The organism is Streptomyces sp. NPDC022910 (genome assembly GCF_055561075.1).
The window spans coordinates 1-26,378 of record NZ_JBVHHL010000028.1 but is presented as its reverse complement, the minus strand read 5'-3'; the positions used below and the strand labels follow the sequence as shown (position 1 = coordinate 26,378).

Below are 26,378 nucleotides of genomic sequence, written 5' to 3'. Positions count from 1 at the left end.
AAGACACCCAAGAGCCTTAAGATCCTGACGTCGATCATCGCGGTGGTTGTGATCGCCTTCGGCTGTTTCGCGCAGGTCTTCTGACGCGTTCCGGCGCCACCGAGCCTGGAGATTCCGTGAGTGACAAGATCGCCCTTTCGACGTGGCCGACTCCGCTGGAACCCGTGCCCCGGCTGGCGGCGGCCCTGGGGCTGGGCGAGGAAGACCTCTGGATCAAGCGGGACGACCTCATCGGCCTCGGAGGCGGCGGCAACAAGGTCCGCAAGCTGGAGTGGACCGTCGGTGCCGCCCTGGCGGAAGGCGCGGACACGCTGGTCACCACCGGTGCGGCACAGAGCAACCATGCCCGGCTCACGGCGGCTGCGGGGGCCCGCCTGGGACTCGACGTCGTGCTCGTCTTTCCCGGCACACCCGACGGCGCCGCGAACGGCACCGGGAACCTGGTGCTCGACAGCCTCTTCGGGGCGAGGATCTTCTGGGCCGGAGACGGCGATCCCAGCACCCTGGCCGATGTCGCCGACGACGTCTGCCGACGGCTGAGCGGCGACGGGGCCCGCCCCTACCTCATCCCCTTCGGGGGTTCGAGCCCTCTGGGGGCACGGGGATACGTCGAGGCCGGCGAGGAACTCGAAGCCCAACTTCCCGCGCTGGACCACGTCGTGGTGGCGCTCGGTTCAGGCGGCACCATGGCCGGACTGATCGGCGCACTGGGGGAGCGGCGCGTCCTGGGCGTGCACTGCGGAGCGGTGACCGAGCCGGCCCTCACGGTGGCCGACCTCGCGAGTGTCCTCACCCACCGCAGCATCGGCCCGGACTCCTTGCGTATCCGCACCGACCAGGTGGGTGCCGGATACGGAGTCCTTCACGACCCCGTCCTGGAAGCGATGCGGACGGCAGCCAGCACGGAAGGGATCGTCCTGGACCCCGTCTACAGCGGACGCGCCATGGCCGGACTCATCGCCGCCGTCCGGGACGGCCACATCCGCCGGGGCGAGCGCACCGTGCTCCTCCACACCGGCGGACTTCCGGGGCTGTTCGGACACGCCGAGACCGTACGCCGCTCGGTGGCGGCGCTGCACGCCTACCGGGCCGGTTGAACCTGTCCCGGAGCAGAACGTGCGTCGGGCGTACGGAACCCAACGCCCGTACGCCCGAAGCGTCAGTGCCTCAGCGCGCAAGGACTCACCCCTCGTCCGTCTCCACCTTGACGAGATCCTGCAGGCCGGCTATCAGGCCGAGCGCGACAAGGCGGCCGCCAAGGCGCGCCAGGCCGGTCCGCTCGCCGACGCAGGGGCCCGGCAGGAGGTCGTGGTCGGCGCCGCCGCGCACCCGGACGATCACCTCGCCGACCAGCCCGGGCCCGACGGTACCGGTGACACGCCCCATCAAGCCGACCATCGACGCATCGTCCATGGTCACAGCGTACGGCCCGAACACGCCTACGACACGGCCCGTGCGTCCGTGGCGGCTCCGTGCGGCGGCCACAACTCGTGCCACCCGAGGTCCGCCTCCAACTGGGCGGCAAGCGACACCAGAAGCGGCTCGCTGCCAGCCGGGCCGAGCAACTGCGCACCCACCGGCAGCCCTTCGTCGACGAAGCCCGCGGGGATGTTCACGCCGGGCCAGCCCAGCACGTTCCACGGCCATGCGTAGGGGCAGGCGGCGATCATCGCGCGATCCGTGTTCCAGCCGTTCATGTGCGCCAGCGTTCCGATACGCGGAGGGGGAGCGGCCGTCGTCGGCGCGAGGATGACGTCGTACGTCGTGAAGAGCGCCCCCACGCGCCGGTGCAGCGTCGCCTCAGCCCGCCGCGCCACGCGCAGCGGAGCCCCGCCGAGCAGCCGGCCCAGGCGTGCGGCGTCGCGGGTGCGCCGATCGAGCAGGTCCGGGCGGGGTACGACGCGCACCCAGTCAGCCACGCCGGCGGTCGCCCGCGGCACGAAGGTCAGCCCGATCTGCCCGTACCGCGGTTCCGCCTCCTCGACGACGTGCCCGAGCGCGGCCAGCCGCTCCGCGAGCGTGAGCACCCGCTCCCGTACGCGGGGATCGAGCCGGGCGGGCAACGCCGTGAACGGCGGCTTCAGTGAGAGCGCGATCCGCAGCCGGCCCGGGTCGCGCCCCACTGCGGCCGAGACGTCGAGCGCCGGCGGCCGGTGCAGGTCGTCGTCGTGGTTGCCGCTCGCCGCGTCCAGGAGCAGCGCCGCGTCCGCGACCGTGCGGGCGAGCGTGCCATTGACCGTGATGCCATGGAAGGACTCGGGGCTCGGCCAGGTCGAGATCCGGCCGCGCTGAGGCTTGATGCCCACCAGATGCGTCCAGGCGGCGGGGATACGGACCGACCCGGCGCCGTCCGATCCGAGCGCGGCCGGCACCAGGCCCGCGGCGACCGCCGCAGCGGACCCGCCGGACGAGCCACCGGGGGTGTGGCCGAGGTTCCAGGGGTTGCGGGTGGCGCCGAAGGCGGGCCCCTCGGTGAAGGGCCACTGGCCCAGCTCACAGGTGTTGGTCTTGCCGACGATCACGGCCCCGGCCGCTCGCAGCCGACGTACCGCCTCGCCGTCCTCGGCCACCGCCGGGAATTCCCCCGGGCAGCCGAACGCGGTCGGCTCGCCCGCCACGTCCATGTCGTCCTTGACGGCCACCGGCACCCCGAGCAGCGGCCGGCGCACCCCGGCCGCCAGCTCCCTGTCGGCGGCCTCCGCCTCGGCGAGCGCGGCTTCGGCGCGCACCAGGCGGAACGCGTTCACCGACGGCTGGGCCGCCTCGATCCGGGCCAGCGCGCGCTCCACCACCTCGCGCGATGTCACCTCACCCGCGGCGAGTGCACGGGCGCACTCGGCCAGTGCGGGAGTGCGGTCGGAAGCCATGGGGGACACCTCCGCGAGTCCGTCGTCTACCGAACGGTAACCTGTGGCCGCGCCGCCCGGTAGCGGATGCGCAACTTCCCTTGTGAGAGCGGGCGTTGCGACCCCGTCCGCACCCGGCGGCGTTCCCTTGCGGTCGTTCTGCAAAGATGCGGTATGTCATGGTGCAGCCACCGGAACAGCCCGCCCCCTCGTCGCCCGCGCCACCTGCTGTGCCGACGAGTGCCGATGTGGCACGTCTGGCCGGTGTCTCGCGAGCGACCGTGTCGTACGTCCTGAACAACACCAGCGCCGTACGCATCAGCGAACCCACGCGCCGCCGCGTCCACGAGGCCGCGGAGGAGCTCGGGTACGTCCCGCACGCGGCCGCCCGCAGTCTGCGCGCCGGACACAGCCGCATGGTGCTCATGCCCTCCCCGAACGTGCCGGTCGGCCCGCTCTACAGTCAGTTTTTCAACGAACTGCAGTGGGCCCTCAGCCGTCTCGACTACACGGTCGTGCAGTACGGCAGCATCGGACTGCACGGCGACGAGGCCGCCCGCGCCTGGGCCGAACTGCGGCCGGTCGCGGTCATCGTGCCCGGCGGTGGCCTCGGCCCGCAGGGCGTGCACGTCCTCAAGCGTTCCGGTGCGCGCGCCGTCGTCACGCTCGGCCCCGAACATGTCGAGGGGGCCCACGCGCTGCTCCTGGACCATGACGGGGTCGGGCACAGCGCCGGGGTGCACCTGCTGGCCAGGGGGCGCCGCCGGGTCGGTGTGGTCGTCCCGCGGGAGTCCGGCCTGGAGTTCTTCTCCACACCCCGGCTCGAAGGGGTGCGGCGGGCCCTGGAGGGTACGGCGGCGACCGTCACAGAGCTGCCGCTCGCGTACGAGGAGGAGGCCGCCGCCCGGCTCGCAGCGCGCTGGCGCTCACTGGGCCTGGACGCCGTTTTCGCGTACAACGACGAGTACGCGATGCTGCTCATGCGTGCCCTGCAGGACGAGGGCGTGGGCATCCCGGACGATACGGCCGTGGTCGGCGCCGACGACCTGATGCTGGGGCGGCTGCTGCGGCCGCGGCTGAGCACCGTCCATATCGAACTGCCGTCCGGACGTGACCTCGCCGAGCTGGTCGACCGCCTGGTGCGCGATCCTGGAGGAGTGCCGGAGGTGCATGAGGTGCTCGGAGCGCGGATCGTGCACCGGGAATCGAGCTGAGCTCCGAAGACGCGGCGTACGCGCCCACGCTCGCCCGGCAGCCGAACCGGGCGGCGAGGACGCGGTGTCCCGCGGCAGTTGCCTTCACGCCGTGATGACCGCCCGGCGACCGATCGGAGAGCCGTCATGCTGCTCGACCCGAAGTCCTGGCAGTCCCACCACCTGACCGGCGCCGAGTACGTCGTCACCGAGCCGGCCACCGGCGACACGCTCGGCACCGTCACGCTCGCGTCCGAACTGGACGTCGCGATCTCCGCTCGGGCCGCCCACCTCGCCCAGGTGCCCTGGGCCAAGGCCCCGCACTTCCACCGCGCCGCCGTGCTCCGCAAGGCCGGCGACCTGTTCGCCGCACACGCCGGGGAACTGCGCGACTGGCTCGTGCGTGAATCCGGCTCGGTCCCGGACAAGGCCGACTTCGAGCTGCACGTCGCCGCGCAGGAGTGCTACGAGGCGGCGGCACTGGCGTCCCGCCCCACCGGCCAGGTCTTGCCCTCCGAAGCACACCGGCTGTCGTACACGCACCGTGTCCCCGTCGGCGTGGTGGGCGTCATCGCGCCGTTCAGCGCCCCGCTGATCCTCGCCATCCGTTCGGTCGCACCGGCACTCGCGCTCGGCAACGCCGCCCTGCTGAAGCCGGATCCGCGCACCGCCGTCTGCGGGGGTCTTTGCCTGGCAGCCGTGTTCGCCGAGGCAGGACTGCCCGAGGACCTGCTGCACGTGCTGCCGGGCGAGGCCGACGTGGGCCAGGAACTGGTCGCCGACCCGCGGATCCCGGTGATCTCCTTCACCGGGTCGACGGCCGCCGGCCGCGCGGTCGGGGAGGCCGCCGGACGCCACCTCAAGCGGGCCCATCTGGAGCTCGGCGGAAACTCGGCGCTGATCGTCCTGGAGGACGCGGACCTCGACACGGTGATCTCCGCCGCCGCCCGGGGATCCTTCTTCCACCAGGGCCAGCTCTGCATGACGACGGGCCGTCACCTCGTCCACACGTCGCTGTACGGGGAGTACGTCGAACGGCTCGCGGCCGAGGCCGACTCACTCGTCGTCGGCGATCCGTACCGCGAACAGGTGCACCTCGGCCCGCTCATCGACGGCACCCAACTCGAGAGGATCCTGGGGCTCGTTGAGGCGAGCACCGCCCGCGGGGCAAAGCTCGCGGCGGGCGGCACGCACCGTGGCCTGTTCTACCGCCCGACGGTGCTGGCGGGCGCCGACGACGCCACGCCCGCGTACACGGAGGAGGTCTTCGGGCCGGTCGCGCCCGTGCGTGCCTTCCACACGGCGGAAGAGGCCGCCACCCTCGCATCCGCAGGGCCGTACGGCCTCTCCCTGGGAATCGTCACCAGGGACACCGCGCGCGGCCTCGAGCTGGCCGAACGCATCCCCACGGGCATCGCCCACATCAACGACCAGACCGTCAACGACGAGGCCGTCGCACCCTTCGGGGGGAGAGCCGCCTCCGGGACCGGCGCCCGCTTCGGCGGCGAGGCCAATCTGGATGCCTTCACCGACCTGCGCTGGACGACGGTGCGCGCAGAGGTGGCGACGTACCCCTTCTAGGCGTCACTCGCCGTTCTGCTCGGCGACCGCCTTGCGCACCTCGTCCATGTCCAGCTTGCGGGCCTGCCCGATGACGTCGTCGAGGGCGGCCTGCGGCAGGGCACCCGGCTGCGCGAACACGGCGACCCGGTCCCGCACGATCATCAGCGTCGGGATCGACTGGATACCGAAAGCCGCCGCCAGCTCCGGCTGCGCCTCGGTGTCCACCTTGCCGAACACAAGGTCCGGGTTCTCCTCGGCGGCCTTCTGGTAGACCGGGGCGAACTGACGGCACGGCCCGCACCAGGAGGCCCAGAAGTCGATCAGGACGAAGTCGTTGTCCTGGACCGTCTGGTCGAAGTTCTCCTTGGTGAGCTCCACGGTGCTGCTCATGGCGTTGTTCCCTCTTCCTGGTGTCGGGGCTGAGCCGCTGTCCACAACGGCGACACAGGGTCATGTATTCCGCGCGCGTACCCGTGTGGCCATGGCGCACACCAACAACCAGACTGTCCCCATGACGGAAACGGAATCCATCGCCTACGACGTCGTGGTGCTCGGTGCCGGGCCCGTGGGGGAGAACGTCGCCGACCGCACCCGTGCGGCCGGCCTCTCCACCGCGGTCGTGGAGAGCGAACTGGTCGGCGGCGAGTGCTCGTACTGGGCGTGCATGCCCAGCAAGGCCCTCCTGCGCCCGGTGATCGCCCGCGCCGACGCCCGCCGCGTCCCCGGCCTCGACCATCTGGTCCAGGGCCCCCTCGACGCCCCCGCGGTCCTGGCCCACCGAGACTACGAGGTGTCGCACTGGAAGGACGACGGCCAGGTCGCCTGGCTGGACGGCATCGGGGCCGACCTGTACCGGGGCCGGGGCCGGCTGGCCGGGCCGCGCACGGTCACGGTGACCGGCCCCGACGGCGAGCAGCACGTGCTCACCGCCCGGCACGCGGTCGCCGTGTGCACCGGCAGCCGCGCCCTGCTGCCCGACCTTCCGGGACTCGCGGAGGTGAACCCATGGACGAGCCGCGAGGCGACGAGTTCGAAGACCGTCCCCGGACGGCTGGTCGTCGTGGGCGGCGGCGTGGTCGCGACCGAGATGGCCACGGCCTGGCAGGCCCTGGGCTCCCAGGTGACCGTCCTGGTCCGAGGCAAGGGCCTGCTGTCGCGCATGGAGCCCTTCGCCGGGGAACTGGTCGCCGAGGCACTCACGGAGGCGGGCGCTGACGTACGCACCGGCACCTCGGTCGAGTCGGTACGGCGCGAGGGCGGCACCCTCGTGGTCGTCACGGACGCCGGCGACCGCATCGAGGCGGACGAGATCCTCTTCGCCACCGGCCGGGCACCCCGGACCGAGGACATCGGCCTCGAAACCGTCGGCCTGGAGCCCGGCTCCTGGCTTGCAGTCGACGACACGCTGCGGGTGACGGGCAGCGAGTGGCTCTACGGGGTCGGCGACGTCAACCACCGCGCACTCCTCACCCACCAGGGCAAGTACCAGGCACGCATCGCCGGCGCGGCCATCGCGGCCCGGGCGGCGGGCGTCCCGCTGCTGGAGACGGACCCCTGGGGCGCCCACTCCGCGACCGCCGACCACGCGGCGGTCCCGCAGGTGGTCTTCACCGACCCGGAAGCGGCGGCCGTGGGCCTGTCCCTCGCGGAGGCCGAGCAGGCGGGCCACCGGGTGCGGGCCGTCGACATCGACCTCTCGCACGTCGCGGGGGCGGGCCTGTACGCCGACGGTTACCGCGGCCGCGCCCGCATGATCGTGGACCTGGACAGCGAGACCCTGCTCGGCGTCACGTTCGTCGGACCCGGCGTCGGCGAACTGATCCACTCCGCCGGCATCGCGGTGGCGGGCGAGGTGCCGGTCAGCCGCCTGTGGCATGCGGTGCCGTCGTATCCGACGATCAGCGAGGTGTGGCTGCGCCTGCTGGAGGCCTACCGGGGCTGACACCGACGAAAAACACACGACCGGAGGAACGGCCGACAACCCCTACGGCCGCACCCGACATCCCGCCGACCCGTTGAGGACGGCAGGGCGCCCGCGGCATGCAACGCACGCCGGGGGCGCCTTCACCGTCGTGGGTCTCCTCAGCCGGGCAGCCCGAACCCCAGCGCCGCGGCCGCCTGTTCGGGCGTGGGCTGCGCCCACCGCGCCGCCACCTCCTCGTTCGACGACAGCGAGCGCAACTCCGCGCGATCCAGATAGAGCGTGCCGTCCAGATGGTCCGTCTCGTGCTGGACGATGCGCGCCGGCCAACCGGTGAACTCCTCGTCCACGACGGCCCCGTGCTCGTCCTGCGCCCGCAGCCGCACCCGGGTGTGCCGGGCCACCACGGCCTGCCAGCCCGGAACGCTCAGACAGCCCTCGAAGAACGCGGCCCGTTCGGTGCCGACGGCCTCGTAGGACGGGTTGACGAGCACCCGGAAGGGCTGCGGCACCCGCCCGCGCGCGAGGCGGATGTCCTCGGGCACAGGTGCCGGGTCCTCGATGACCGCGATCCGCAGCCCGACCCCGACCTGCGGCGCCGCGAGCCCCACGCCCGGAGCCGCGTGCATCGTCTCGCGCAGGGCTTCGACGAAGCGGGCCAGGAGCGCGGGCGGCAACTGGCCGTCGAACGGCTCGGTGCCACGGCGCAGCACCGGGTCACCGGCGGCGACGATCGGCAACGGGCCACCGGCGGCCAGGAGTTCATCGACCCGGTCGGCGATCGGGCGGTCGTTGGGGTTCGTGCGGTCGACTTCGGATGGCATCGCGCCAGCATGACAGGCGGAGCGTGAGGCGGCCGGGTCGGCCGGGTGTTCCTGTGGCAGATGTCACCGCGCTCGGGGCGGACTTGTGGCGCACGTCACGAAGCTCGCCGCACGATTCCGCGGCCGGCGGCGGTGGCGAGCACGGCGTGGGCCTCGACAAGGTCCTCGCCGCCGCCCGCGCCAAGGGCCTCACCGATCCCGTCGAGATCGTCCCGCCCGCCGACGCGTCCTCCGCGTACGTCGTCAAGCAGGTCCAGCGCAGCTGGCCCGAGAAACAGGACTCGGTCGCCGTCGACCCGGCCACAGGCGAGGTCACCGACGTGCTGCGGTTCGCCGACTACCCCGTGCTCGCCAAGCTGACCCGCTGGGGCATCGACCTGCACACCGGCGTCCTCTTCGGGATCGTCAACCAGATCGCCCTCATGGCCCTCGCCCTCTCCCTGGCCCTGCTGAGCGTGTGGGGTTGTCGCATGTGGTGGCCGCGTGGCCGGGCGGGTGCGTTCGGACGGCCGATCCCGCGCGGCGCCTGGCAGCAGGTCCCGCCGCAGATCCTCGTGCCGTGCATGGCGGCCGTTGCGGTCCTCGGCTACTTCGTGCCGCTGCTCGGCGTCCCGCTGGCGGCCTTCCTCGTGGTGGACGTCGTCCTCGGCGAGATCGCTCACCGGCGGGGCAGGCGCACCCAACAGGCCGGGTAGCGTGGTCCGATAGCGGATGCCGGAGGGCGACGGTCATGGGACAGCGCCACGATGCGCGCCGGGGATCCCGGCGGCGCGGACAGGGCGAGCTGGAGGTCCAGGCCCTCGAGGCGCTGAGCGAGGCCGACGGCCTTCTCGTGAACGACGGCCCGTGCCCGGATGAACCGGGCACGGGCCGTCGGTGTCCTCACTCTTCTCCGAGCACCCGATTTCCTAGGGTCAGACCTCGGCGAAGTCGCCGACGAGCGCCGAGGCGATCCGCAGATGCGGCTCCGCCTCGTCGTGGCGCCCCTGACGCTGGAGAGTGCGCCCCAGCAGCAGCCGGGCGTAGTGCTCCACCGGGTCGCGCTCCACGATGGTGGTCAACTCAGCCTCGGCGCCGCGCAGTTGGGCCGAGTGGTAGTAGGCGCGCGCCAACAGCAGCCGCGGGCCGGTCTGCTCCGGCACCTCCGCGACCAGCCCCTTCAGGACCCGTGCCGCGGCGTAGTAGTCCTTGGCGTCGAAGAACATCCGCGCCCGCTCCCAGCGCTCCGCGGCTGCTCCGTGGTCGTAGTACGTCGTCTCCACTCGAGACCTCCTCACGGCGCCGACAACGGATCCTGATGGTTGAATATTCCACGACTACGGTCGGTCGTAGGAGCGCGCGCTACGCGGCCACCGACTCGGCGTTCGCCCGCTCGAGAACCAGCGACAGCACCCGCCCCGCGGTCTCCATGTCCTCCTGCGGGATGCCTGCGTAGAGCCGGGAGGCGATCTCGTTGCCGCCGGCCTGGATGTCCTCCAACAGCTCCCGGCCGCTGCTGGTGAACGACACCTGCCCGTCGACGGACGCGTCCAGCAGCTTGTCGGCGAGGAGATTCTCGATGGCCGCGTCGACCGACTTCTCATCGACGATCTTGAGTGCTTCGATCACCAGGGCCACGAGCGAGGCACGCTCGAGGTGCCCGCCGTTGTCCGCGAGCTTCCGGAGCGTCGTCGACTGGGTGAAGGTGGTGCCGGTGCGGGCGAGGACGCGTTCCAGGAGAGCGCGGCTCGCGTAGTGCGTGAGGCCTATGAGCTGACCGTTGACGACGGGCGTGGGGTTGGTCATGACTGCTCCTCTTCGATGCCGCCGCTGCCGGCGGCGGACGGGTCGAGCGGTGTGTCGAGCAATGTGCGCAGCTCGCGCACGAACTCCTTGGTGCGGGCGCTGTCGAGGCCGCCCAGGGGCAGAAGGAACTGGTCGTGCAGCCGCTGGACCACCTGGATCGCCTGCCGTGCGACCTCGCGCCCGTGCGCGGTGAGCGAGAGCTGCACGGCCCGGGGGTCCGCCGGATCGCGGTTCCGGTCCACGAGACCGGCCGCTTCCAGGACGCGGGCGAGTTTCGATACGTAGAGCGCCTCGAGCCCGGTGTGGTCGGCGAGCTGCCGCTGGCTGGGACGCCGGCCGGAGCGGTACATGCCGAACAGCGTCGCGACCAGCGAGTACTGGGCATGTGTCAGGCCCAGGGGAGCCACGGCCCGGTCGACGGCTACGCGCCACTTCATGGAAAGCCGCCAGACGAGATAACCGGGCGTTGCGCCCTCGGGTGCTGCATTCATGGCAGATACTATACATGGCTATCATAGCCATGGCTGCTATTTCGGTTCGGGGCCGGTGAAGGGCGGAGGCTCATCACTACGACACTCGATGTCACGTGCGATTCAAGAGCGCCTTGACGGGCGAGTGGATGGCCTGACGCGGGCGCTTGCGCGGGGCTAGGTTGGGCGGCATGAGCAATCTTGATCGCGAGGCGGTGCCCGCCGTGTGCGGTGGCCGCGGGTTCGTGGTGGCAGAGCCGGTGCGGGAGCTCCTCAGTCCGCGCCGGGTCCGGCTCGGCGAGGCGACGGAGGTCCGCCGGCTGCTGCCCAACCTGGGCCGTCGCATGGTGGGTGCGTGGTGCTTCGTCGATCATTACGGCCCTGACGACATCGCCGAAGAGCCCGGCATGCAGGTCCCGCCGCATCCGCACATGGGCCTGCAGACGGTCAGCTGGCTGCACGAGGGCGAGGTGCTGCACCGCGACTCGATCGGCAGCCTGCAGACCATTCGGCCGCGCCAGTTGGGGCTGATGACCTCGGGCCGGGCGATCAGCCACTCCGAGGAGAGCCCGAAGCCGCACGCGCGCTTCCTGCACGGCGCGCAGCTGTGGGTCGCCCTGCCGGACAGCCACCGGCACACCGAGCCGCGCTTCGAGTACCACCCCGAGCTGCCCGTGGTCACGGCACCGGGCCTGAAGGCCACGCTGATCCTCGGCGAGGTCGACGGTGCGATGTCACCCGGTACGACGTACACGCCGGTTGTGGGCGCCGATCTGGCTTTGGAGGCCGGTGCGGACGTACGGCTGCCCTTGGAGACGGACTTCGAGTACGCGGTCCTGTCGATGTCCGGTGAGGTCCACGTCGACGGCGTCCCGGTCCTGCCGGGCTCGATGCTCTACCTCGGCTGCGGTCGCACCGAACTCCCGCTGCGGGCGGAGTCGGAGGCGGGCTTGATGCTCCTGGGCGGCGAGCCGTTCGAGGAGGAGCTGATCATGTGGTGGAACTTCATCGGGCGGACGCAGCAGGAAATCGAAGAGGCTCGGAAGGACTGGATGGAGGGGGACCGCTTCGGTCAAGTGCACGGCTACGACGGCGGTCGGCTGTCCGCTCCCGAACTCCCGCCGGTGCCGCTGAAACCGCGGGGTCGAGTGCGCTGACCTGGGGTGATGCACCGCAGCCTGCTGCAGGACGGGCGGCTCAGTTCCGATCCCTCAGGTCCATCCTCGGCCGGACCGACGACCTGACGGCGTCCCAGGAGGACCCGGACCTGCCGCCGACCTTCCCCCTGCTTGACCCGCCGGAGCCCGACCGGATGCGCCGCATCACGATGCGGCCGTTCGGGCCTCCGCACAGCCCCGACCGGGTCAGCGGCATGCGGGACGAGATCACCGCCATCGTCTCCGAGCTCATCGACGGGCTCCGGGGCAAGGACACGGCCGACCTGGTCGACGAGTTCGCGTATCCCTTCCCGATGACGGTGATCTGCTGGCTCCTCGGCGTGCCGCGCGAGGACGAGACGAGCTTCCGCTGATGGTCCGACATGATCGTCGCCCAGTTCGACAACCCCGGCGACATAGGGGCAATACCGGACGCCGCAGTGTCCGCCGCAGCCGGTTCCGGACGTCTGACCGTCCGTCACGGTAGGGTGGCGGCGGGTACTGCGGCCCACGAACCCACACTTCGCCTTCCTCGCCCGGCCCAGCCCGCCGCCCGTCGGGCGTGGTGACGAGGACCTCGACGCCCCTACCTGGCCGGCCGTCCGTGCCTGCCAGCCGGTCGTCGTCGTCGCCCACCGACCCCCAGGAGAGCATGGGGCACTCGGTGAGTCCGTAGCCCGCCAGGATGCCCGCGCCCGCCCAGCTCCTGCTTCACCTCCCGGTGCAGTGCCGCCGACTTGGACGTCCCCCCGCTCAGGTACGCCTTGGCGTCGGGAAACAGCGGGGTCTGCTCGGGATGGACCCGATGGTGGGCGAGGTAGGCGCGGATGAAGGGCACCCCCGAGCCGACATACGTGGTGCGGTGCTTGCGCTGCCGCTCGATGTCCCGGGCGGGGTCGAACGTCTCGCCGATGACCAGCGTCGCCCCCGTGCGCAGCGAGGACATGAAGTGCACGGGCCCCGCGATGTGGGCGACCGGTATGAGGAAGCTGACCGTGTCGTCGGGTCCGAGTCGCAGCGCGTCGTCCACGGTGCGCGACGCCGCCATGATGGCGCTGTCCCGGTGCTTGACCCCCTTGGGGTCGGTAGGGGTGGGGCCGGTCCCGTCCGACGGGTCATCGGGGGTGGCGGAGGGTCAGCGGGTGACCATGAGCTTGCGGACGCCGTAGTTGGTGCCGGTGAAGTCCATGGGGACCTCTTCCAGCGGGGTGGCGAGGCGCAGGTTGGGGAAGCGCTGGAAGAGCTTGGGCAGGACGGTCTTCAGCTCGGCTCGGGCGACGTTCTGGCCGAGGCAGGCGTGGACGCCGTAGCCGAAGCCCATGTGGCGGGCCATCTTGCGGTCGATGTCCAGGGTGTCGGGGTCCTGGAAGGCGCGGGGGTCGCGGTTGGCGGCGTTCATGGCGACCACCACGAGGTCGCCCTTCTTGATCAGGGCGCCGCCGATCTCCAGGTCCTCCTTGGCCACCCGGCCCAGGCCGAACTGGACGATGGTCAGGTAGCGCATGAGTTCCTCGACGGCGCTGCCGATCTTCTCCGGGTGCTCAACCAGGTCCTTGCGCTGCTCGTCGTGGGTGAGCATGGTGAGCGTGGACAGGCCCATCATGGCGGCCGTGGTGTCGTGCCCGGCGAACAGCAGCAGCACGCCGAGGCCGATGAGCTGCCGTTCGGTCAGCATCGCGTCCTCGCCCTCGGCCTTGTTGATCAGCTCGGCGAGGATGCCGTCGGTGGCGCCGGTGCGGCGCTTGTCGGCGACCAGGTTGGTGATGTAGTCGATCAGCCAGTGGGCGCCCTTGTCGCGTTCCTCGCGGCTCTTGCCCATGTCCATCAGGTCGACGGTGGCCTCGTGGAAGCCGTCGCGGTCCTCGTAGGGAACGCCGAGCAGCTCGCAGATCACCAGACACGGGATGGGCAGCGCCATGGCCTGGACGAAGTCGAAGGTCTCGGGCCCGGCGGCGATGGCGTCCAGGTGCTCGTCGACGATCTTGTCGATGTAGGGCTGGAGCTTGTTCTGTACGGCCTTGGGGGTGAAGCGGGCGGTGAGCAGCCGCCGGTAGGCGCCGTGCTCGGGCTCGTCCATCATCACGAAGCCCGCGTCGAACGGCGCGGGCTCGCCGGCCTCGGCGACCTCACCCTCGGGGGTGTCGTGGCGCGGACGCTTCGCGCTCATCCGGGGGTGGTTGAAGACCTGGCTCCCTTCCTCGAAGCGGGTGACCAGCCAGCCGGTCGAGCCGTTGGGGAAGCGCACCTTGACGATGGGCTGGTCCTCGCGCAGCTGCGTGAACTCCGCGGGTGGGTCGAGGGGATTGGCGGGGTCGCGGGTGACGGGCTGGTCGATGAGTGCCTCGGTCATTTCTGCTCCTGGTGGGGGGAGTTGGCGTCGATGGCGGCGGTGATGCCCGCGTGGGTGGCGGTGGCCTTGCACCAGCCGGTGTAGACGGCCAGGTGGAGTGCGGCCTCACGGAGCTGGTCAGGGGTCAGCTCGTTGTTGACCAGGCCGCCGTTGGCGATGATCTGGATCAGTTCCGGGCGGCCGACGGTGGCGGCGACGCCGAGGGTGAGCAGTCGGCGGTCGCGTACGGACAGGCCCTCGCGACCCCAGACCTGGGCGAAGAGGTATTCGACTGTCTCGTCGGTGAAGGGGTCGCTGCTGCCCTGGACCATGGTGCTGAAGCCGGGGCCGTAGACCTGGTCCATCATCTCCAGGCCGTACTGGTGCAGGTCGCCCTTCGCCCGGGTGGGCTGCTCGCCCAGTTCGAGCGTATGCCGGGCCCGGGTGCGGGCAACCTCGACGAGTGGGACGTCGACGCCGAGCGTGGCGGCCAGGTCGCGGGCGGCGTCGAGGTCCTTGGTCATCAGCGGTTCGATCTGCCGGCCGACGGTCCCGGGCAGGGCGCCGTCGGGGCCGTGCATGCGCAGCAGCTGCAGCAGGGTGCGGCCCTCGGGGTCCGCGGTGTCGATCACCTCGGCCAGCCGGGCCGGATCCACACCCGCGGCGCGGGCCAGCGCGGCGGCCTCGGACACTGTGCGCCAGCTGCCGTAGGTGATGACATTGCGGGCGATCTTGGTGGCCATGCCGGCGCCGAGCGGGCCGCAGTGCACGACTTTCTTGGCCCATGCGTCCAGCACGGGCAGCGCGGCGTCCACGGTGGACTGGTCTCCGCCGAGGATGGCGACCATGCCGTTCTCGGCGGCCTTGTCGCCGGGGGTCACCCCGCAGTCGAGGAAGCCCACGTCGTGCTGGGCGCAAAGGGCCCCCAGTTCGTGGACGACCGGCAGGGCAACGGTGGCCTGCAGGACGATGGTCAGCCCCGGGTGCGCGGCCGACAGCAGACCGTGCTCACCGCCGATCACCTCCCGGGCCTGGTCGGCGTTGACGACGGCGACCATCACCACGTCGCTGGCCTTGGCCACCGCGGCGGGGGAGCCCAGCGGGTCCGGGACGCCGGCCAGGTTCGCCGAGGCGTCCGGGCGGATGTCGTAGACCGCCGGAACGCGGCCGCTGCGGGCCATGCTGACGGCGACGCCGCCGCCGATCATGCCAAGGCCGACCACGCCGGCCCGGAGGTCCTGACTGTTCGTCATGCCGCGCTCCTCGCGTTGAATTCGGCCGCTTCGGTCACCTGGGCGCGGTAGCCCCGCAGGGCCCGCACCATGTTGATGCCGACTGCGGCGCAGACCCGGCCGTCCTTGCCGTAGAGGGCGACCAGCTTGCGCTCGGCGAGGCTGCCCTCGACGATGCGCACCTCGTCGGCGCCGCGGGTGCGGCCGTAGATCTGGATCTTCAGGTCGTACTGGTCGGACCAGACGTACGGGACCGTTTCGAAGGGGGTCGCGTGCTCCGGCCCGGCCAGGATGTTGCGGGCGACGGCCAGGCCCTGCTCGGCGGCGTTCGTGCGGTGCTCGATGCGTACCGGCTCACCGGTGCGCGGGTGCGGCCACGCGGCGACGTCGCCGGCTGCCCAGACCCCGGAGCCGGCGTAGAGCCTGGCGTCGCACTCCACCCCGTTGCCGACCGGGACGCCGCTTCCGGCGAGCCATTCCACGTTGGGCTGCGCGCCGATGCCGACCAGGACGGCGTCCGCGGCGATGGTGCGGCCGTCGACGAGACGGACCCCGGTGGCCCGTCCGTCGGCCGTGAGGACCTGGTCGACCAGGACACCGGTCTCGATGCGTACGCCATGCTCGGCGTGGACGGCGCGGAGCATGGCTCCCAGGTCGTCGCCGAGAGCGTCACCCATGGGCTGGGCGGTGTCGGTGACCAGGGTGACCTCGCAGCCAAGGCCGCGGGCCACGGCGGCGGCCTCGGCGCCGACGAAGCCGCCGCCGACCACCACCAGGTGCGGCTTCGCGGCCAGGTCCTCGCGCAGGGCCAGGGCGTCCTCCAGGGTGCGCAGGACGTGCACCCCGCTTATCCCTTCGGTACCGCGCAGGCGGCGGGCCCGGGTGCCCGTGGCCACCACGAGGGCGTCGTAGCCGACACGGCTGCCGTCGGCCAGGGCGACCTCGCTCTTGCGCGTGTCCAGAGCGACGGCACGCGAGCCCAGCTGCAGGTCCAGATCGAGTGCTTCGACGGCCTCGGGGGCGCGCAGCTGCAGGCGGTCGGTGTCCCACTCGCCGGACAGCAGCTGCTTGGACAGCGGTGGCCGGTCGTAGGGGAGATGCGCTTCCTCGCCGATGAGCGTCACCCGGCCTGTGTAGCCCTCGCGTCGCAGTCCCTCCACGACACTCAGGCCGGCCGCCGAGGCGCCGACGACGGCGATCCGGGAAGGGGTTCCGGTGCTCACTGCTGCACCGCGATCGCGGCCGCCGGGCAGACCGCGGCGGCCTGACGCACGTTCTCGTACTGCTCGGCCGGCGGGTTGGAGTCGAGCAGGATCACGATGCCGTCCTCGTCCCGCTGGTCGAAGACGTCCGGCGCGGCCAGCACGCACTGGCCGGCACCGCAGCACTTGTCGAAGTCGATGGAAATCTGCATGGGGATCTACCTCCGTCAAGCCCCTTTGAGGGGCGACGCGGGTCAGGCACCAAGAACCCGTTGAAGCCGTTGCCTCAGTAACCTAACTAAGTTCAGAAGCGACTGTACTCCTGAGGCGGGAGGGCGGCAAACGGCCTCGTGTGAGCCGGCGCACAGGTGTTTTTATGTGTTCATGACAACCGCGCGGAGCCCGAAGGGGCCCCTGGCCTACGGCTGCCCGTCCCCCTGCTTCGGGCCCGACAGGAGGGCTTTGATGTGGCGCGAGGCGGCGGTCTCCGCGGGGGCTGACGGGAAGGGTGGCGAGGCGCCCGGCGTACCGGCGACAAGCGAGTTGACCAGCCCGTCTGCCAAATGCAGTGTCAGGGCTTCCGTCGACTCGTCACGGAACATGCTGTGGTGGAGCGCCGCCATGCCGTGCAGTCCGGCCCACAGTGTCTGCGCCGCCTGCTCGACCGGCAGGGACAGTGCGTACCCGGCCTCCTGGCATCTTCGGAATCCGGCGCGGAGACTGGCCGAGACGTGGCGGGCCGGGTGGCCACTGATCCTCGATACCTCGACCGTCGGCTGACGCACTTCGAACATGAGCCGGTACTGGCCGGGGTTGCTCATCGCAAACAGGCAATAGGCGTGCGCCTGTGCCTGCAGCCGGTCTCGGGGGTCCGTGCCGCCGGCCTCATCGGCGGCGGCCATCTGCGCGACGAGCTCGTCGTATCTGTCTGCCAGGGCTGCCCACACCAGTTCGGTCTTGTCGGCGAAGTGCAGGTAGATACTCGGAGCCGAGATCCCCACCTCTTTGGCGACCGCGCGCATGGTCAGCTTGTCGGCGCTGCCCCACTCTGCAAGCAGATGTTGGACCGCGGCCACGATCTCCCGGCGTAGCTGCTCGCCCTGGCCGCGCCGGTTGCGCGTCCGTCCGCTTCCCGCCCCGGTATCCGCTGACCGTGTCGCCATCAGTTGCCCTTTCTCTCTGGCCACAGCCTAACCAGGCGAAACATCGGATTCGGACACGTCGGTGCGAGCTGCCCGGCTGCTTCCACCGTGCCTCGTCCCCCCGTGAACCCTGCGCTCGCATCGCTGCTTACGGCTCTACCCGGTCCTGCTCTGCGCCAGTCCGCCGTCCACCAACAGCCGGATGTGCCCGTCGGCGACCTCCAGGCGATCGACGTCGGCGTCGCTGCGGGTCCGGGTCTCGAGGGCGATCCGCAGCGCGGCGGCCACGCAGGCCGCCGCCAGGCCGGCCTGCGGCGAGGAGGGCTCGTGTCCGGTGCGGGCCGCCAAGGCGCCCGCCAAGTCGCGGTCGGCCCGTGGACCACCTGCAGCCAGACTGCGTGCAGCGCCGCGTCCTCCAGAACGGCGGCGATGAACTGGCGGGCGTACGGGGCGCGCTCGTTGTGCAGCAATGCCGCCTCGAAGGCGGACCGTAGCGAGTCGGCCAGCGGCTCGTCCGAGTTGCTGGGTTTTCTCAGCGCCAGTGAGCTGGTGATCGACCGGGTCGGCATCGAGCGATCATCCGGCCTGGGACAGCCGCTCACCCTGGCCTACTTGCCAAGAGAGTCAGGGGGTCGATGGCGTTCAGGGCCGTGCACGCCCAATGGGGGACCGTCTTCGCGCACCTGCCCGATCAGGGCGCGGGCCGTGTAGGGGCCGGAACCGGTGATGGCGGCGGTGACGGGGCTCGGGTGTTCGGGGTGCTTGTCGAAGCGGGCGTGGGCGTTGAGGGCGGGGTGCGGCATGCGGGCTCGATTCGCCGGCCCGGTCGGCGCGTAGCCGACCGGAGCGGGGGCTGTGACTAGCGGGTGGTTCGGGCCGCGGCAGCGGTGGCGCGTGGCGGCGGCCCGGCCCGGGGGATGGCCGGCGTACGTGGTGCACGCGGCGTCGGCGGTGTGTTCGGGGCGGTGCGCTGCCAGCGGGCGCGCAAAGCGGTCAGGTCGGCCAGGGTGCGGCGGCTGCCGGTGATGAGCTGGTGGGGAGTGTTGGCCGGGTCGTCGGTGAACGCCTGGATCCGCTGAGCGACGCCATGGGCGCGGGCGAGCAGGGCGCGCTCAAGGATCTTCTCGCCCCAGTACTCGGGGGAGCCGACCGGTGTCGAGACGAGGCCCATGAGGTCGGCCGGGGCGATGACCTTCGCGAGGAGGCCGCGGTGCTGGGCCTCCCACAGTACGGTGACTGCATCGACGGGATCGCCGCGGTGGGCGAGTGCGGTCAGGCATTGGAAGAGGCGCCGTGCAGGAGCAGGGCGAAGTCTTGCCCGGATACCACGGCGAGGCCGCCTACCTCATCGGTCGCTGCCTACTGGTCGCCCGGTGCGGTGGCGGCCCCCTGGGCAACGCATGCCGCCACGTCGTGACGGTCGTGGCCCATCCCGGGCTACGGGAACCGGCCGACCGGGTGCTGAAGACGGTCGGAACCCTCCGCACGTCAGCCGGGGCGGACTTCGGCACAGCGGGATTCCGCACACGCTGAGCAAGCTCCTCCCACTCCCGGCACCGCGTTTCCCGCCGTGCCGGGAGTCCGCTTGCTGACTGGGCCCCTGGCGGGCTCAGGGACGCACCGACGGGTTCGCGTTCAGTGCAGGTCCGCCGCCGCGGGGGTCTCGTCGAGGAAGCCGCCCGACTGGTGCTGCCACAGCTTCGCGTAGGCCCCGTCCGATGCGAGCAGTTCCTGGTGCGTTCCCTGTTCGATGATCCGCCCGCGGTCGAGGACGACGAGCCGGTCCATGTTGGCGACCGTGCTCAGCCGATGCGCCACCACGAGCGCTGTCCGCCCCTCCATGAGCCGCCACAGCGCTTCCTGGACGAGGACCTCGCTCTCGGAGTCCAGGGCGCTGGTCGCCTCGTCGAGCAGCAGGATGGGCGCGTCGCGCAGGAGCGCCCTGGCGAGAGCGACCCGCTGGCGCTGTCCGCCGGACAGCTTGACGCCGCGCTCGCCCACCATGGTGTTGAAGCCGTCCGGCAGCGCGTCGGCGAACTCCGTGACGTGCGCCGCCTCGGCTGCGCGTCGGATCTCGGCGTCGGTGGCGTCCGGCCGGGCGAACGCGATGTTGTCCCGCAGCGTGCGGTGGAACATCGCCGGGTCCTGCGGAACGTAGGCCATCAGGCTGCGCAGGTCTGCCTGGCGCAGCCTGCTGATGTCCTGACCGCCGATCAGGATCCGTCCGGCGTCGATGTCAGCCACCCGCAGCAGCAGCCGGGTGAGCGTCGTCTTGCCCCCGCCGGACCTGCCCACAAGACCGATCTTCGCGCCACTGGGGACAGCCAGGTCGAGGCCCTCGAAGAGCGGCTCCGCGCCTGCGTGGGCAAAGGTCACTTGCTCGAAGCGGACGTCGGCGGCCTTGCGCAGCAGCGGCTCCGGCGACGCCGGGTCGAGCACGGTCGGTGGCGTCAGCAGCAGTTCGGTGAACTGCGCGGCCTCTGTCATCGAGCTCTCCAGGCGGCGATAGATCTGGTTGAACTCGAACATGATCCGCGTGGCGTTGCTGTAGTAAGTGAAGGCGACCACGACGGCCTCGACGCCGTGGCTGCCCCCGCCGAGCGTGACGGCGAGCAGCAGGCCCAGCGCGTTGGTCAGCACGGACATCGGCGCGACCAGTGTGTCGATGCGCAGGTTGCCGTAGTCCCAGGACCTCAGCATGAGCCGCCGCGACTCGGCGACGCGGGACCGGTGCTCGGCGGCCTCGCGTTCCTCGGCGGCGAACGCCTGGACCGTGTCCATGTTCATCAGGCTGTCGGCTACGTGGCCCGACACCCGGGCGATCGCCTCCTCACGTTGGTCGACGAGCGACTGGCGGCGCCGGATGAGGGGCACCACGCACAGCGCCGTCAGTGCGATCATCGCCAAGAGTCCGACGACGAGCAGCGGTTCGTACTGCCACAGTACGACCGCCCCGAACACCAGCGGCACGAAGCTGCCCACGACCGAGAACGTCAGCGTGTCGACGAACTCCTCGAAGCGGGAGGCGAAGCTAAGGACCCGCTTGGTCAGCGACCCGGCGAAGTTGTCGTGGAAGAACGCGGCGTCCTTCGCGAACAGCTCGTCCATGCCGATCACGTAGAGGTGCTCGATACCGAGGGCGTCGAGGCGGTTCAGGCAGTGCAGGCCGATGCGCCACAGCGTCTCGGCCAGCAGCAGTACGCAGGCGAAGCCGAGGACGTAGGGCAGCGTCGAGCCGAGGGCGATACTGCCGTCGCCGGCGATCCGGCCGACGAGCTTCCCGATGACCAGCGGCGCGATGTAGTTGATGCCGATGTTGCCCAGCGCCGGCAGCAGCATCGCGGGCACCGTCAGACGCCGGAGCCGGGCCAACTCCCGTCCGTAGTAACGAAGTGCGAGGAGCACCGAGCCCTTGCCCGGCCGACCCTCGCGTGATCCGATCAATCCCATTCCAACCCCGTGTCGTGTACGGCAGCGCGTCGCATGCTTCTGTGAGCAGATGCCGATGTTCCACCAGCCGCGCGGAGCTTCGGTTCGAGTGCGCCTTCGCTCGGGGTGAGCTCCGGCGTGAGGGCATGACGACGGAGCCCCCACGCGGCTCTGGCGACGCTTCACGAGTACGAGGGGGCAAGGAACCGCAGTGTCGCGCGGCGGCGCCCGCGGAGTCCATGCGTTTTTCTCGGTCGGCCGCGTGGACAGCCCGCTGTGGCATCCCGGTGGCCCGGCCGGGGGGCTCAGGGGCGCGGCTGGCCGTCGGCTGACCGGCTTCCGTGCGCGAGCACTCTCCCGTCCCTTTTGCAGACGGCTCTGGCTGGGCTCCACCGGGCGCCCCAGCCGCCAGGCCAACGGCGCGGCGCGCAGTGAGTCGGTGAAGTCCTGTGTGCGGCCGGGCCCATCCCGGTGGCTGCGGATCCCCCGTGGTAGTAGTGCGTACGGGTTCGGTCAGGACCCGGATCCTGAAGTAGACCCCGGTCGGCCGGTGCGAGTCGGACTCGACACCGCTCACGTCGACGCCGCGCGCGGTGAGTTCGGCCAGGACGCGGCGCCCGGACGGATCGTCGCCCAGGGCGCTGAGCCAGGCGGCGCGGCGCCAAGCGGCTGTCTCCCGAAGCGGTCGCCGAGTGGACCGATCACCGGCACGGTGGCGAAGCCCAGCAGCGAGCCGTACACGATCGCGTCCGTGGGCACGGACCGGCCGACGGCGAGATCGGTGGCGATGTAACCGACGAGGGACGTCTGGACCAGCCCGGAGCTGCCCGCCTGGCCGAAGCGCAGTCCCAGGGCGAGGAAGAAGGCCTTGCCCTTGCGCTGACGGACGCCGGCCGCCAGGACGCTGCCCCGCCGCTCGTCGGAGTCGGCGATGGCGGACTCGACCTCGCCCCGGGCCTGTGTCAGGGCGAAGCTGAGCAGGCAGGGCAGCCGCCGGCGCAGGGGTGTGCCGAGAACCCGTTGCCCTGCTCTCGCCTACCGGGCAGTTCCGAAGTCCTGGGTCCAGTAGTCGTTGGGCTGGGCGAGACCGACGCCGATCTCCTTGAACGAGCAGTCGAGGATATTGGCCTTGTGGCCGGGGCTCGACATCCAGCCCGCCATGACCTGCTCGGGAGTGGCGTAACCGTAGGCGACGTTCTCGCCGTAGGTGCTCCAGTTGTAGCCGGCACTCGTGATCCGGTCGCCCGGGGAGGAGCCGTCGGACCCGGTGTGCGACATGTTCCGGTGGGCCGCCATGTCCTCGCTGTGTGCCTGTGCGACCTTCGTCAGGGTCGCGTTCAGGGTCACGGGCGAGCAACCGACCTTGCTGCGCTCGGCGTTGACGAGTTGCACGATGCGAGCGGCGGTTCCGGACGCCGTGGCGACGGGCTTCGGGGTGCTCGGCGACGTGGGGGCCGCGGATGCGGAGGTGGTGGCCTTCGGAGTGCTGTGGGACGGGGTGGTCCTGGGCTTGGGGGCCGTGGTCTTCGTCGTGCTGGAAGGCGAGGGGGTCCTGGGCTTCGGCGCGGTGGTCTTCGGGGTGCTCGCAGTGACGGTCGGTGTCTTCGATGCTGTCGCAGTGGGCTCGTTGTCGTTCCAGCCGCCGTTCCAGCCCGCGTTGTTCCAACTGTGCTTGGCCACGTTCTTCTCGGCGCTGGAGAACTGTTTTCCTCCGCTGTCCCCCCAGTCGGAACAGGCCAAGGCAACGGACGGCACGCCCACGGCGCCCACGGCGACGGCAGCGATGACTATCCGCCGGTAATGCGTCTCTTTGCGATGCTTCCCCATGCGTGACCTCACTCGGTAGTCGCCGAGCGCCCCTGGTGCGGCTTGCTCTGCGCGGACTCCGCTCCTGAACTGCGGAGACGTCGTGCGGTTCGTCATTCTCAGGACGGCTTCACATGGAGCGCAAAGGGCTCTTCTACTACCTTGCCTCGTAGGCCGGGATGGCTCTTGCAGTGGGCGTCGAGGCGTGCTGGTCCGGCTCCTGCGGGCCTTGGCGGAATTCTGTTGGCCCGTCAGGAGCCTTTCGGATTCAAGGGACGGGTCACATGGCAGAGCGGATGGAATGCCGTCGCGCATGGTGCGATATGCGGCTGCACCAAGCCGGACAAATCCCATATGTCGCCAGAGCCGCATCTACTATTCAGCATGCTCAGCCCTTGAAGTTGATGTGACGGATGTCACGAAACCGTAGCTTCCGGTTCTACGGGCGAGCAGGGCGGTGATCCCGCAGCCGTAAGCCCCGTCCCGATGGGGAGCCGGTCAGACGCGGACGCCGAACATGAACGGTCCGCCGATCGTGCCCATCGACTCGTACCGGACGACCGTGCCGGTGCGCGGGGCGTGCAGGATCTGGCTGTTGCCCGCGTAAAGACCCACGTGGTGAAGGTCGTTGAAGAAGAAGACGAGGTCGCCGACCTTGAGGTCGCTCGCCGAGTAGATGCGGGTGCCGGCGTTGGCCTGCGCCTCGGAGGTGCGCGGTATGGAGACGCCGGCCTGGGCGTAGGCCCAGGAGGTCAGACCGGAGCAGTCGAAGGAGGAGGGGCCGGAGGCGCCATAGACGTAGGGCGATCCGATCTTGCTCTGGGCGGCGGAGAAGGCCGCGGCGGCCCGGCCGGAGGCGGCGCTGGCGGAGCCGCTGAGGGCGGTGCGCGCGCTGTCCCGGCTGGCGCGGCTCTGCTCGGCCTGGAGAGCCGCACGCTCCTGGGCGGTGAGGCTGTTGAGGAGCTTCTGCGCCTCGGCGAGCTTGGCCTGGACTTCCTTCTTCTTCTTGCCGAGTTCGGTCCGGGTGGTGGCGAGGTCCTTGAGCTTGTCGGTGGCTTCCTGCCGCTCCTGGGCCAGCTCGCGCTGCTTCTCCTGGATCTTCTTCAGCGCCTCGACCTGCTGGCTGCTCAACTGGTCGAGGGTGGACGCCTTGTCGAGGTAGTCGTCCGGGTTCGAGGAGAGGAAGAGCTGGAGGGAAGGGTCGATGCTGCCGGTGCGGTACTGGGCGCTGGCCATCGTGCCGATGCCGTCGCGCAGCTGGTTGAGCTCCTCCTGGCCGCGGGCGACCTTGTCCTGCAGGGTGGAGATCTCCTTCTGGAGCTTGTCCTGCTTCTCCTTGGCCCCGTTGTACTTCTCGGTGGCCTTCTCCGCCTCTTCGTAGAGGTTGTCGACCTTGGACTTGACCTCGTCCTTGCTCGGCTTCGCGGCGGGGGCGGCGTTGGCGGCCTGCGCGCTGATGGCCACGGCTGCTGCGGCGGCAGTGGTGAGCACGGTCACACGTGCGCGGCTCGGCTGCTTGGGTCGACGGTGGGACGCCACGGGGGCGAGCTCCTTCTTCCTCCAGCCGCCTACCGACACGCCGGCGGGCGGTGCCCCTCCACCGTCACCCACCCTTGTGAGTGATCACCCGTGCGGAGGTTCGAAGCCCGACCCTAGTGATTCTCTTGTGATTAGTTCAAATCTTTGCATGGGAATTCTCTGTCGCCGCGTGGATCACTTGCGCTGAAATCACGTGCGGTGATGCCAACTTGACGGTGCGTTGCGTGAAGACCGACCCAATTACGGCATCACCGGCCGAGGTTGGCACTTGGCGCGTACGTCGCCCTTGGGGCGTACGGCGCACTCGTGTGGTGTTCACCGGCGCCGGATCCGGTATCGGGCGGGCGGTCGTCACCCGCTATGTCGCCGAAGGCGCACGCGTGGTGGCAGTGGACGTGGCCGACACCGTCGAGCAACTGGGCGAGGAACTCGGGGACACAGTAGTCCCGGTGGTCACGGACGTACGGTCCTGGGAGGGCAACGTCCGTGCGGCCGCGGCCGCCAGGCAGACCTGGGGGCGTATCGACGTCTTCGTCGGCAACGCGGGCATCACGGACGCGGTCAGGCCACTGGAGGAGATCCCGGGGGAACGGCTGACCGACGCCTTCCACGAGCTGTTCGGGGTGAACGTGCTCGCACCGATGCTCGGCGTACGGGCCGTGGTCGACGACCTCGTGAAGTCCCGCGGATCCATCATCCTGACCGGCTCGTTCGCAAGCTCCAACGCCGCGGGCGGCGGTGTGCTGTACACGGCGTCCAAGCACGCCGTGCAGGGGCTCGTGCGGCAGCTCGCGTACGAACTCGCACCGGACGTCCGGGTCAACGGTGTGGCACCGGGAGTGGCGCCGACCCGGCTGCGCGGAACGACGTCCCTCGGTCAGACGGCCGCGGACTCGGTCCTGGAGGGCACCCGGGAGGTGCTGCCCTTGCAGGAGGTACCGGACGTCGACGCGTACAGCGGGATCTTCACCCTGCTCGCATCGCCGTCGCAGTCGGCCGCGATGACCGGAACCATGGTCACGGCCGACAGCGGACTGTCGATCCGCGGGTTGGCGCGCCCCGGCGGCCGGGTTCCGGGCACGGAGAAGCGGTGAAGGGAGGGCGCGGCGGCTGGGCCAGACCGGACTCCCCGGGACGCCGCGTCGCCGGCCGCAGAGCCGATATCGGTGACTAGTGGACATTCGTGGCGACTTCGAGAAGGCAGGCAACCTCGATGGTCTTCTCACCCTTTTCACAGGTGACACACAAGAGTCGCCTGTGACGAGAGCAAGGCGCGCACAGGTGCTCCGGAACACGCGGAACGAGGAACCGATGACCAGACCTCACTCGCACGCCTTAACGCGTTCGGCGTTCATAGCCGCCGCGGCCCTCACTGTCGGAGCCGCCGCAACCCTCGTCGCGCCCGGCGCGAACGCTGCCGCCCCCTCGGGGACACCGAAACTCAGACTGATCGCCGCCTCCTCCTCGGTGACCCTTGACCGTTGGGAGGGTGAACCCGGGGTCTACCTGGACCTCGGTACCTATGTCGCCGTGGACGGGGGTCCGCTCGAGTTCAAGGTGACGCGCAAGTCCTACGACGACCCCGTTGTCGCGTCCCAGATCATCCACTCCGGCAACAAGACCCGGAGCAAGGTCCTGCCGAAGGGCCTGCTGAAGGACTTCTCGGGTCTGCCGGACTTCCTCACCATCAGCATCAGTGATCAGTCGGGCAAGAAGGTGGCCGACACCACGCAGTCGTTCTGCCCGAACAACCGCGCGGGCCGTATCCGGCCGGATGCCCCCGGCACCTCGAAATACCCCGGCGGCTGCTCCGACAACCCGTTCACGCTCGGCGGGGTCTGGGGCCTAGACGAGTAGTTCCGATGTGATCAGTGGTCGTAGGCGATCAGCGACCGGGTGACCGGTGCACCGATCTTGTTGTTGTGCCAGATCCCGGCGGC

28 protein-coding genes and 3 pseudogenes are annotated in these 26,378 nt (G+C 70.6%); 11 read left to right on the top strand and 20 right to left on the bottom strand.

Features of this window, described 5'->3' with window-relative positions; all coding sequences use genetic code 11:
* Positions 1 to 116: 116 nt before the first annotated feature.
* The gene (locus ACZ3TS_RS24900) at positions 117 to 1,097 is read left to right on the top strand and encodes a D-cysteine desulfhydrase family protein (RefSeq protein WP_467621696.1); all 981 of its coding nucleotides are present in this window, start codon (positions 117 to 119) and stop codon (positions 1,095 to 1,097) included.
* A gap of 85 nt (positions 1,098 to 1,182) precedes the next feature.
* Here ACZ3TS_RS24900 and ACZ3TS_RS24895 read toward each other — a convergent pair whose 3' ends face one another.
* Together ACZ3TS_RS24895 and ACZ3TS_RS24890 are read right to left on the bottom strand one after the other, a co-directional pair.
* Positions 1,183 to 1,413 carry a hypothetical protein gene (locus ACZ3TS_RS24895; RefSeq protein WP_467621694.1) on the bottom strand — a complete coding sequence of 77 codons (231 nt, stop codon included), beginning with the start codon at positions 1,411 to 1,413 and terminating at the stop codon, positions 1,183 to 1,185.
* Between the two features lie 26 nt (positions 1,414 to 1,439).
* Complete coding sequence (locus ACZ3TS_RS24890; protein WP_467621691.1) at positions 1,440 to 2,867, bottom strand: amidase; 1,428 nt, start codon at positions 2,865 to 2,867, stop codon at positions 1,440 to 1,442.
* Positions 2,868 to 3,013: 146 nt separating this feature from the next.
* Between ACZ3TS_RS24890 and ACZ3TS_RS24885 the strand changes: the two genes are divergently transcribed.
* Positions 3,014 to 4,060, top strand: a complete 1,047-nt coding sequence (locus tag ACZ3TS_RS24885) for a LacI family DNA-binding transcriptional regulator (protein WP_467621688.1) — start codon at positions 3,014 to 3,016, stop codon at positions 4,058 to 4,060.
* Positions 4,061 to 4,186: 126 nt separating this feature from the next.
* Complete coding sequence (locus ACZ3TS_RS24880) at positions 4,187 to 5,620, top strand: aldehyde dehydrogenase family protein (RefSeq protein WP_467621685.1); 1,434 nt, start codon at positions 4,187 to 4,189, stop codon at positions 5,618 to 5,620.
* Positions 5,621 to 5,623: 3 nt separating this feature from the next.
* Here ACZ3TS_RS24880 and trxA read toward each other — a convergent pair whose 3' ends face one another.
* Positions 5,624 to 5,992 (bottom strand): thioredoxin, encoded by a 369-nt coding sequence (gene trxA, locus ACZ3TS_RS24875; RefSeq protein ID WP_467621683.1) that lies wholly within the window; start codon positions 5,990 to 5,992, stop codon positions 5,624 to 5,626.
* Between the two features lie 121 nt (positions 5,993 to 6,113).
* Here trxA and ACZ3TS_RS24870 point away from each other — a divergent pair, with 121 nt between their 5' ends.
* Positions 6,114 to 7,544 (top strand): dihydrolipoyl dehydrogenase family protein, encoded by a 1,431-nt coding sequence (locus ACZ3TS_RS24870; protein ID WP_467621680.1) that lies wholly within the window; start codon positions 6,114 to 6,116, stop codon positions 7,542 to 7,544.
* Positions 7,545 to 7,684: 140 nt separating this feature from the next.
* On the opposite strand, the gene ACZ3TS_RS24865 is transcribed toward ACZ3TS_RS24870, so the two are convergent.
* Positions 7,685 to 8,347: a peptide deformylase gene (locus ACZ3TS_RS24865; RefSeq protein WP_467621678.1), complete on the bottom strand. Its 663-nt coding sequence runs from the start codon at positions 8,345 to 8,347 to the stop codon at positions 7,685 to 7,687.
* Positions 8,348 to 8,451: 104 nt separating this feature from the next.
* Here ACZ3TS_RS24865 and ACZ3TS_RS24860 point away from each other — a divergent pair.
* A pseudogene (locus ACZ3TS_RS24860) lies at positions 8,452 to 9,042 on the top strand (PepSY domain-containing protein); the annotation flags it as partial.
* Between the two features lie 219 nt (positions 9,043 to 9,261).
* On the opposite strand, the gene ACZ3TS_RS24855 reads toward ACZ3TS_RS24860, so the two are convergent.
* The 3 genes from ACZ3TS_RS24855 to ACZ3TS_RS24845 all read right to left on the bottom strand — a co-directional run bounded on the left by ACZ3TS_RS24855 (position 9,262) and on the right by ACZ3TS_RS24845 (position 10,623).
* On the bottom strand, positions 9,262 to 9,609 hold the full coding sequence (locus tag ACZ3TS_RS24855; RefSeq protein WP_467621676.1) for a tetratricopeptide repeat protein: 348 nt from the start codon (positions 9,607 to 9,609) through the stop codon (positions 9,262 to 9,264).
* Positions 9,610 to 9,688: 79 nt separating this feature from the next.
* A complete protein-coding gene (locus ACZ3TS_RS24850) occupies positions 9,689 to 10,132 on the bottom strand; it encodes a MarR family transcriptional regulator (RefSeq protein ID WP_467621673.1) in 444 nt (147 codons plus the stop codon).
* Positions 10,129 to 10,623, bottom strand: a complete 495-nt coding sequence (locus tag ACZ3TS_RS24845; protein ID WP_467621672.1) for a MarR family winged helix-turn-helix transcriptional regulator — start codon at positions 10,621 to 10,623, stop codon at positions 10,129 to 10,131. Before ACZ3TS_RS24845 ends, ACZ3TS_RS24850 begins: the two co-directional genes overlap by 4 nt.
* A 170-nt stretch (positions 10,624 to 10,793) precedes the next feature.
* On the opposite strand from ACZ3TS_RS24845, the gene ACZ3TS_RS24840 reads away from it, so the two are divergent.
* Together ACZ3TS_RS24840 and ACZ3TS_RS24835 are read left to right on the top strand one after the other, a co-directional pair.
* Entirely contained in the window at positions 10,794 to 11,759 is a 966-nt protein-coding gene (locus ACZ3TS_RS24840; RefSeq protein ID WP_467621670.1) for a pirin family protein, read from the top strand.
* Between the two features lie 155 nt (positions 11,760 to 11,914).
* Entirely contained in the window at positions 11,915 to 12,133 is a 219-nt protein-coding gene (locus ACZ3TS_RS24835; protein ID WP_467621899.1) for a hypothetical protein, read from the top strand.
* A 187-nt stretch (positions 12,134 to 12,320) separates the two neighbouring features.
* Here the strand turns inward: ACZ3TS_RS24835 and ACZ3TS_RS24830 are convergent.
* From ACZ3TS_RS24830 to ACZ3TS_RS24785, 10 genes and pseudogenes are all read right to left on the bottom strand, one after another.
* Positions 12,321 to 12,413: pseudogene (locus ACZ3TS_RS24830) on the bottom strand (hypothetical protein); the annotation flags it as partial.
* A gap of 52 nt (positions 12,414 to 12,465) precedes the next feature.
* A pseudogene (locus ACZ3TS_RS24825) lies at positions 12,466 to 12,831 on the bottom strand (AMP-binding protein); the annotation flags it as partial.
* Between the two features lie 63 nt (positions 12,832 to 12,894).
* A complete protein-coding gene (locus ACZ3TS_RS24820; protein ID WP_467621667.1) occupies positions 12,895 to 14,109 on the bottom strand; it encodes a cytochrome P450 in 1,215 nt (404 codons plus the stop codon).
* A complete protein-coding gene (locus ACZ3TS_RS24815) occupies positions 14,106 to 15,341 on the bottom strand; it encodes an NAD(P)-binding domain-containing protein (RefSeq protein WP_467621666.1) in 1,236 nt (411 codons plus the stop codon). Before ACZ3TS_RS24815 ends, ACZ3TS_RS24820 begins: the two co-directional genes overlap by 4 nt.
* On the bottom strand, positions 15,338 to 16,573 hold the full coding sequence (locus ACZ3TS_RS24810) for an NAD(P)/FAD-dependent oxidoreductase (protein ID WP_467621877.1): 1,236 nt from the start codon (positions 16,571 to 16,573) through the stop codon (positions 15,338 to 15,340). The genes ACZ3TS_RS24815 and ACZ3TS_RS24810 overlap by 4 nt, the downstream gene beginning before the upstream one ends.
* Positions 16,540 to 16,734, bottom strand: coding sequence for a ferredoxin (locus ACZ3TS_RS24805; RefSeq protein WP_467621664.1), 195 nt, complete (start codon positions 16,732 to 16,734; stop codon positions 16,540 to 16,542). Before ACZ3TS_RS24805 ends, ACZ3TS_RS24810 begins: the two co-directional genes overlap by 34 nt.
* 207 nt (positions 16,735 to 16,941) lie before the next feature.
* On the bottom strand, positions 16,942 to 17,685 hold the full coding sequence (locus tag ACZ3TS_RS24800) for a TetR/AcrR family transcriptional regulator (protein ID WP_467621662.1): 744 nt from the start codon (positions 17,683 to 17,685) through the stop codon (positions 16,942 to 16,944).
* Positions 17,686 to 17,820: 135 nt separating this feature from the next.
* Positions 17,821 to 18,012, bottom strand: coding sequence for a hypothetical protein (locus ACZ3TS_RS24795; RefSeq protein WP_467621660.1), 192 nt, complete (start codon positions 18,010 to 18,012; stop codon positions 17,821 to 17,823).
* 260 nt (positions 18,013 to 18,272) lie between these two features.
* Positions 18,273 to 18,467: a hypothetical protein gene (locus ACZ3TS_RS24790; RefSeq protein ID WP_467621658.1), complete on the bottom strand. Its 195-nt coding sequence runs from the start codon at positions 18,465 to 18,467 to the stop codon at positions 18,273 to 18,275.
* 56 nt (positions 18,468 to 18,523) lie between these two features.
* Positions 18,524 to 18,835, bottom strand: a complete 312-nt coding sequence (locus ACZ3TS_RS24785) for a hypothetical protein (protein ID WP_467621656.1) — start codon at positions 18,833 to 18,835, stop codon at positions 18,524 to 18,526.
* A gap of 143 nt (positions 18,836 to 18,978) precedes the next feature.
* Here ACZ3TS_RS24785 and ACZ3TS_RS24780 point away from each other — a divergent pair, with 143 nt between their 5' ends.
* Positions 18,979 to 19,197 carry a hypothetical protein gene (locus ACZ3TS_RS24780; RefSeq protein WP_467621654.1) on the top strand — a complete coding sequence of 73 codons (219 nt, stop codon included), beginning with the start codon at positions 18,979 to 18,981 and terminating at the stop codon, positions 19,195 to 19,197.
* Between the two features lie 102 nt (positions 19,198 to 19,299).
* Here the strand turns inward: ACZ3TS_RS24780 and ACZ3TS_RS24775 are convergent, their stop codons facing one another.
* Complete coding sequence (locus ACZ3TS_RS24775; protein ID WP_467621651.1) at positions 19,300 to 21,114, bottom strand: ABC transporter ATP-binding protein; 1,815 nt, start codon at positions 21,112 to 21,114, stop codon at positions 19,300 to 19,302.
* A gap of 529 nt (positions 21,115 to 21,643) precedes the next feature.
* Here ACZ3TS_RS24775 and ACZ3TS_RS24770 point away from each other — a divergent pair.
* Positions 21,644 to 21,886 carry a hypothetical protein gene (locus ACZ3TS_RS24770; RefSeq protein ID WP_467621648.1) on the top strand — a complete coding sequence of 81 codons (243 nt, stop codon included), beginning with the start codon at positions 21,644 to 21,646 and terminating at the stop codon, positions 21,884 to 21,886.
* Between the two features lie 242 nt (positions 21,887 to 22,128).
* On the opposite strand, the gene ACZ3TS_RS24765 is transcribed toward ACZ3TS_RS24770, so the two are convergent.
* Complete coding sequence (locus ACZ3TS_RS24765; RefSeq protein WP_467621645.1) at positions 22,129 to 22,920, bottom strand: CAP domain-containing protein; 792 nt, start codon at positions 22,918 to 22,920, stop codon at positions 22,129 to 22,131.
* Positions 22,921 to 23,397: 477 nt separating this feature from the next.
* Positions 23,398 to 24,438, bottom strand: coding sequence for a C40 family peptidase (locus ACZ3TS_RS24760; protein ID WP_467621643.1), 1,041 nt, complete (start codon positions 24,436 to 24,438; stop codon positions 23,398 to 23,400).
* Between the two features lie 308 nt (positions 24,439 to 24,746).
* Here ACZ3TS_RS24760 and ACZ3TS_RS24755 point away from each other — a divergent pair, with 308 nt between their 5' ends.
* Both ACZ3TS_RS24755 and ACZ3TS_RS24750 read left to right on the top strand, forming a co-directional pair.
* Positions 24,747 to 25,532, top strand: a complete 786-nt coding sequence (locus tag ACZ3TS_RS24755; RefSeq protein WP_467621640.1) for an SDR family NAD(P)-dependent oxidoreductase — start codon at positions 24,747 to 24,749, stop codon at positions 25,530 to 25,532.
* A 217-nt stretch (positions 25,533 to 25,749) separates the two neighbouring features.
* Positions 25,750 to 26,295: a hypothetical protein gene (locus ACZ3TS_RS24750; protein WP_467621637.1), complete on the top strand. Its 546-nt coding sequence runs from the start codon at positions 25,750 to 25,752 to the stop codon at positions 26,293 to 26,295.
* Positions 26,296 to 26,378 lie beyond the last annotated feature (83 nt).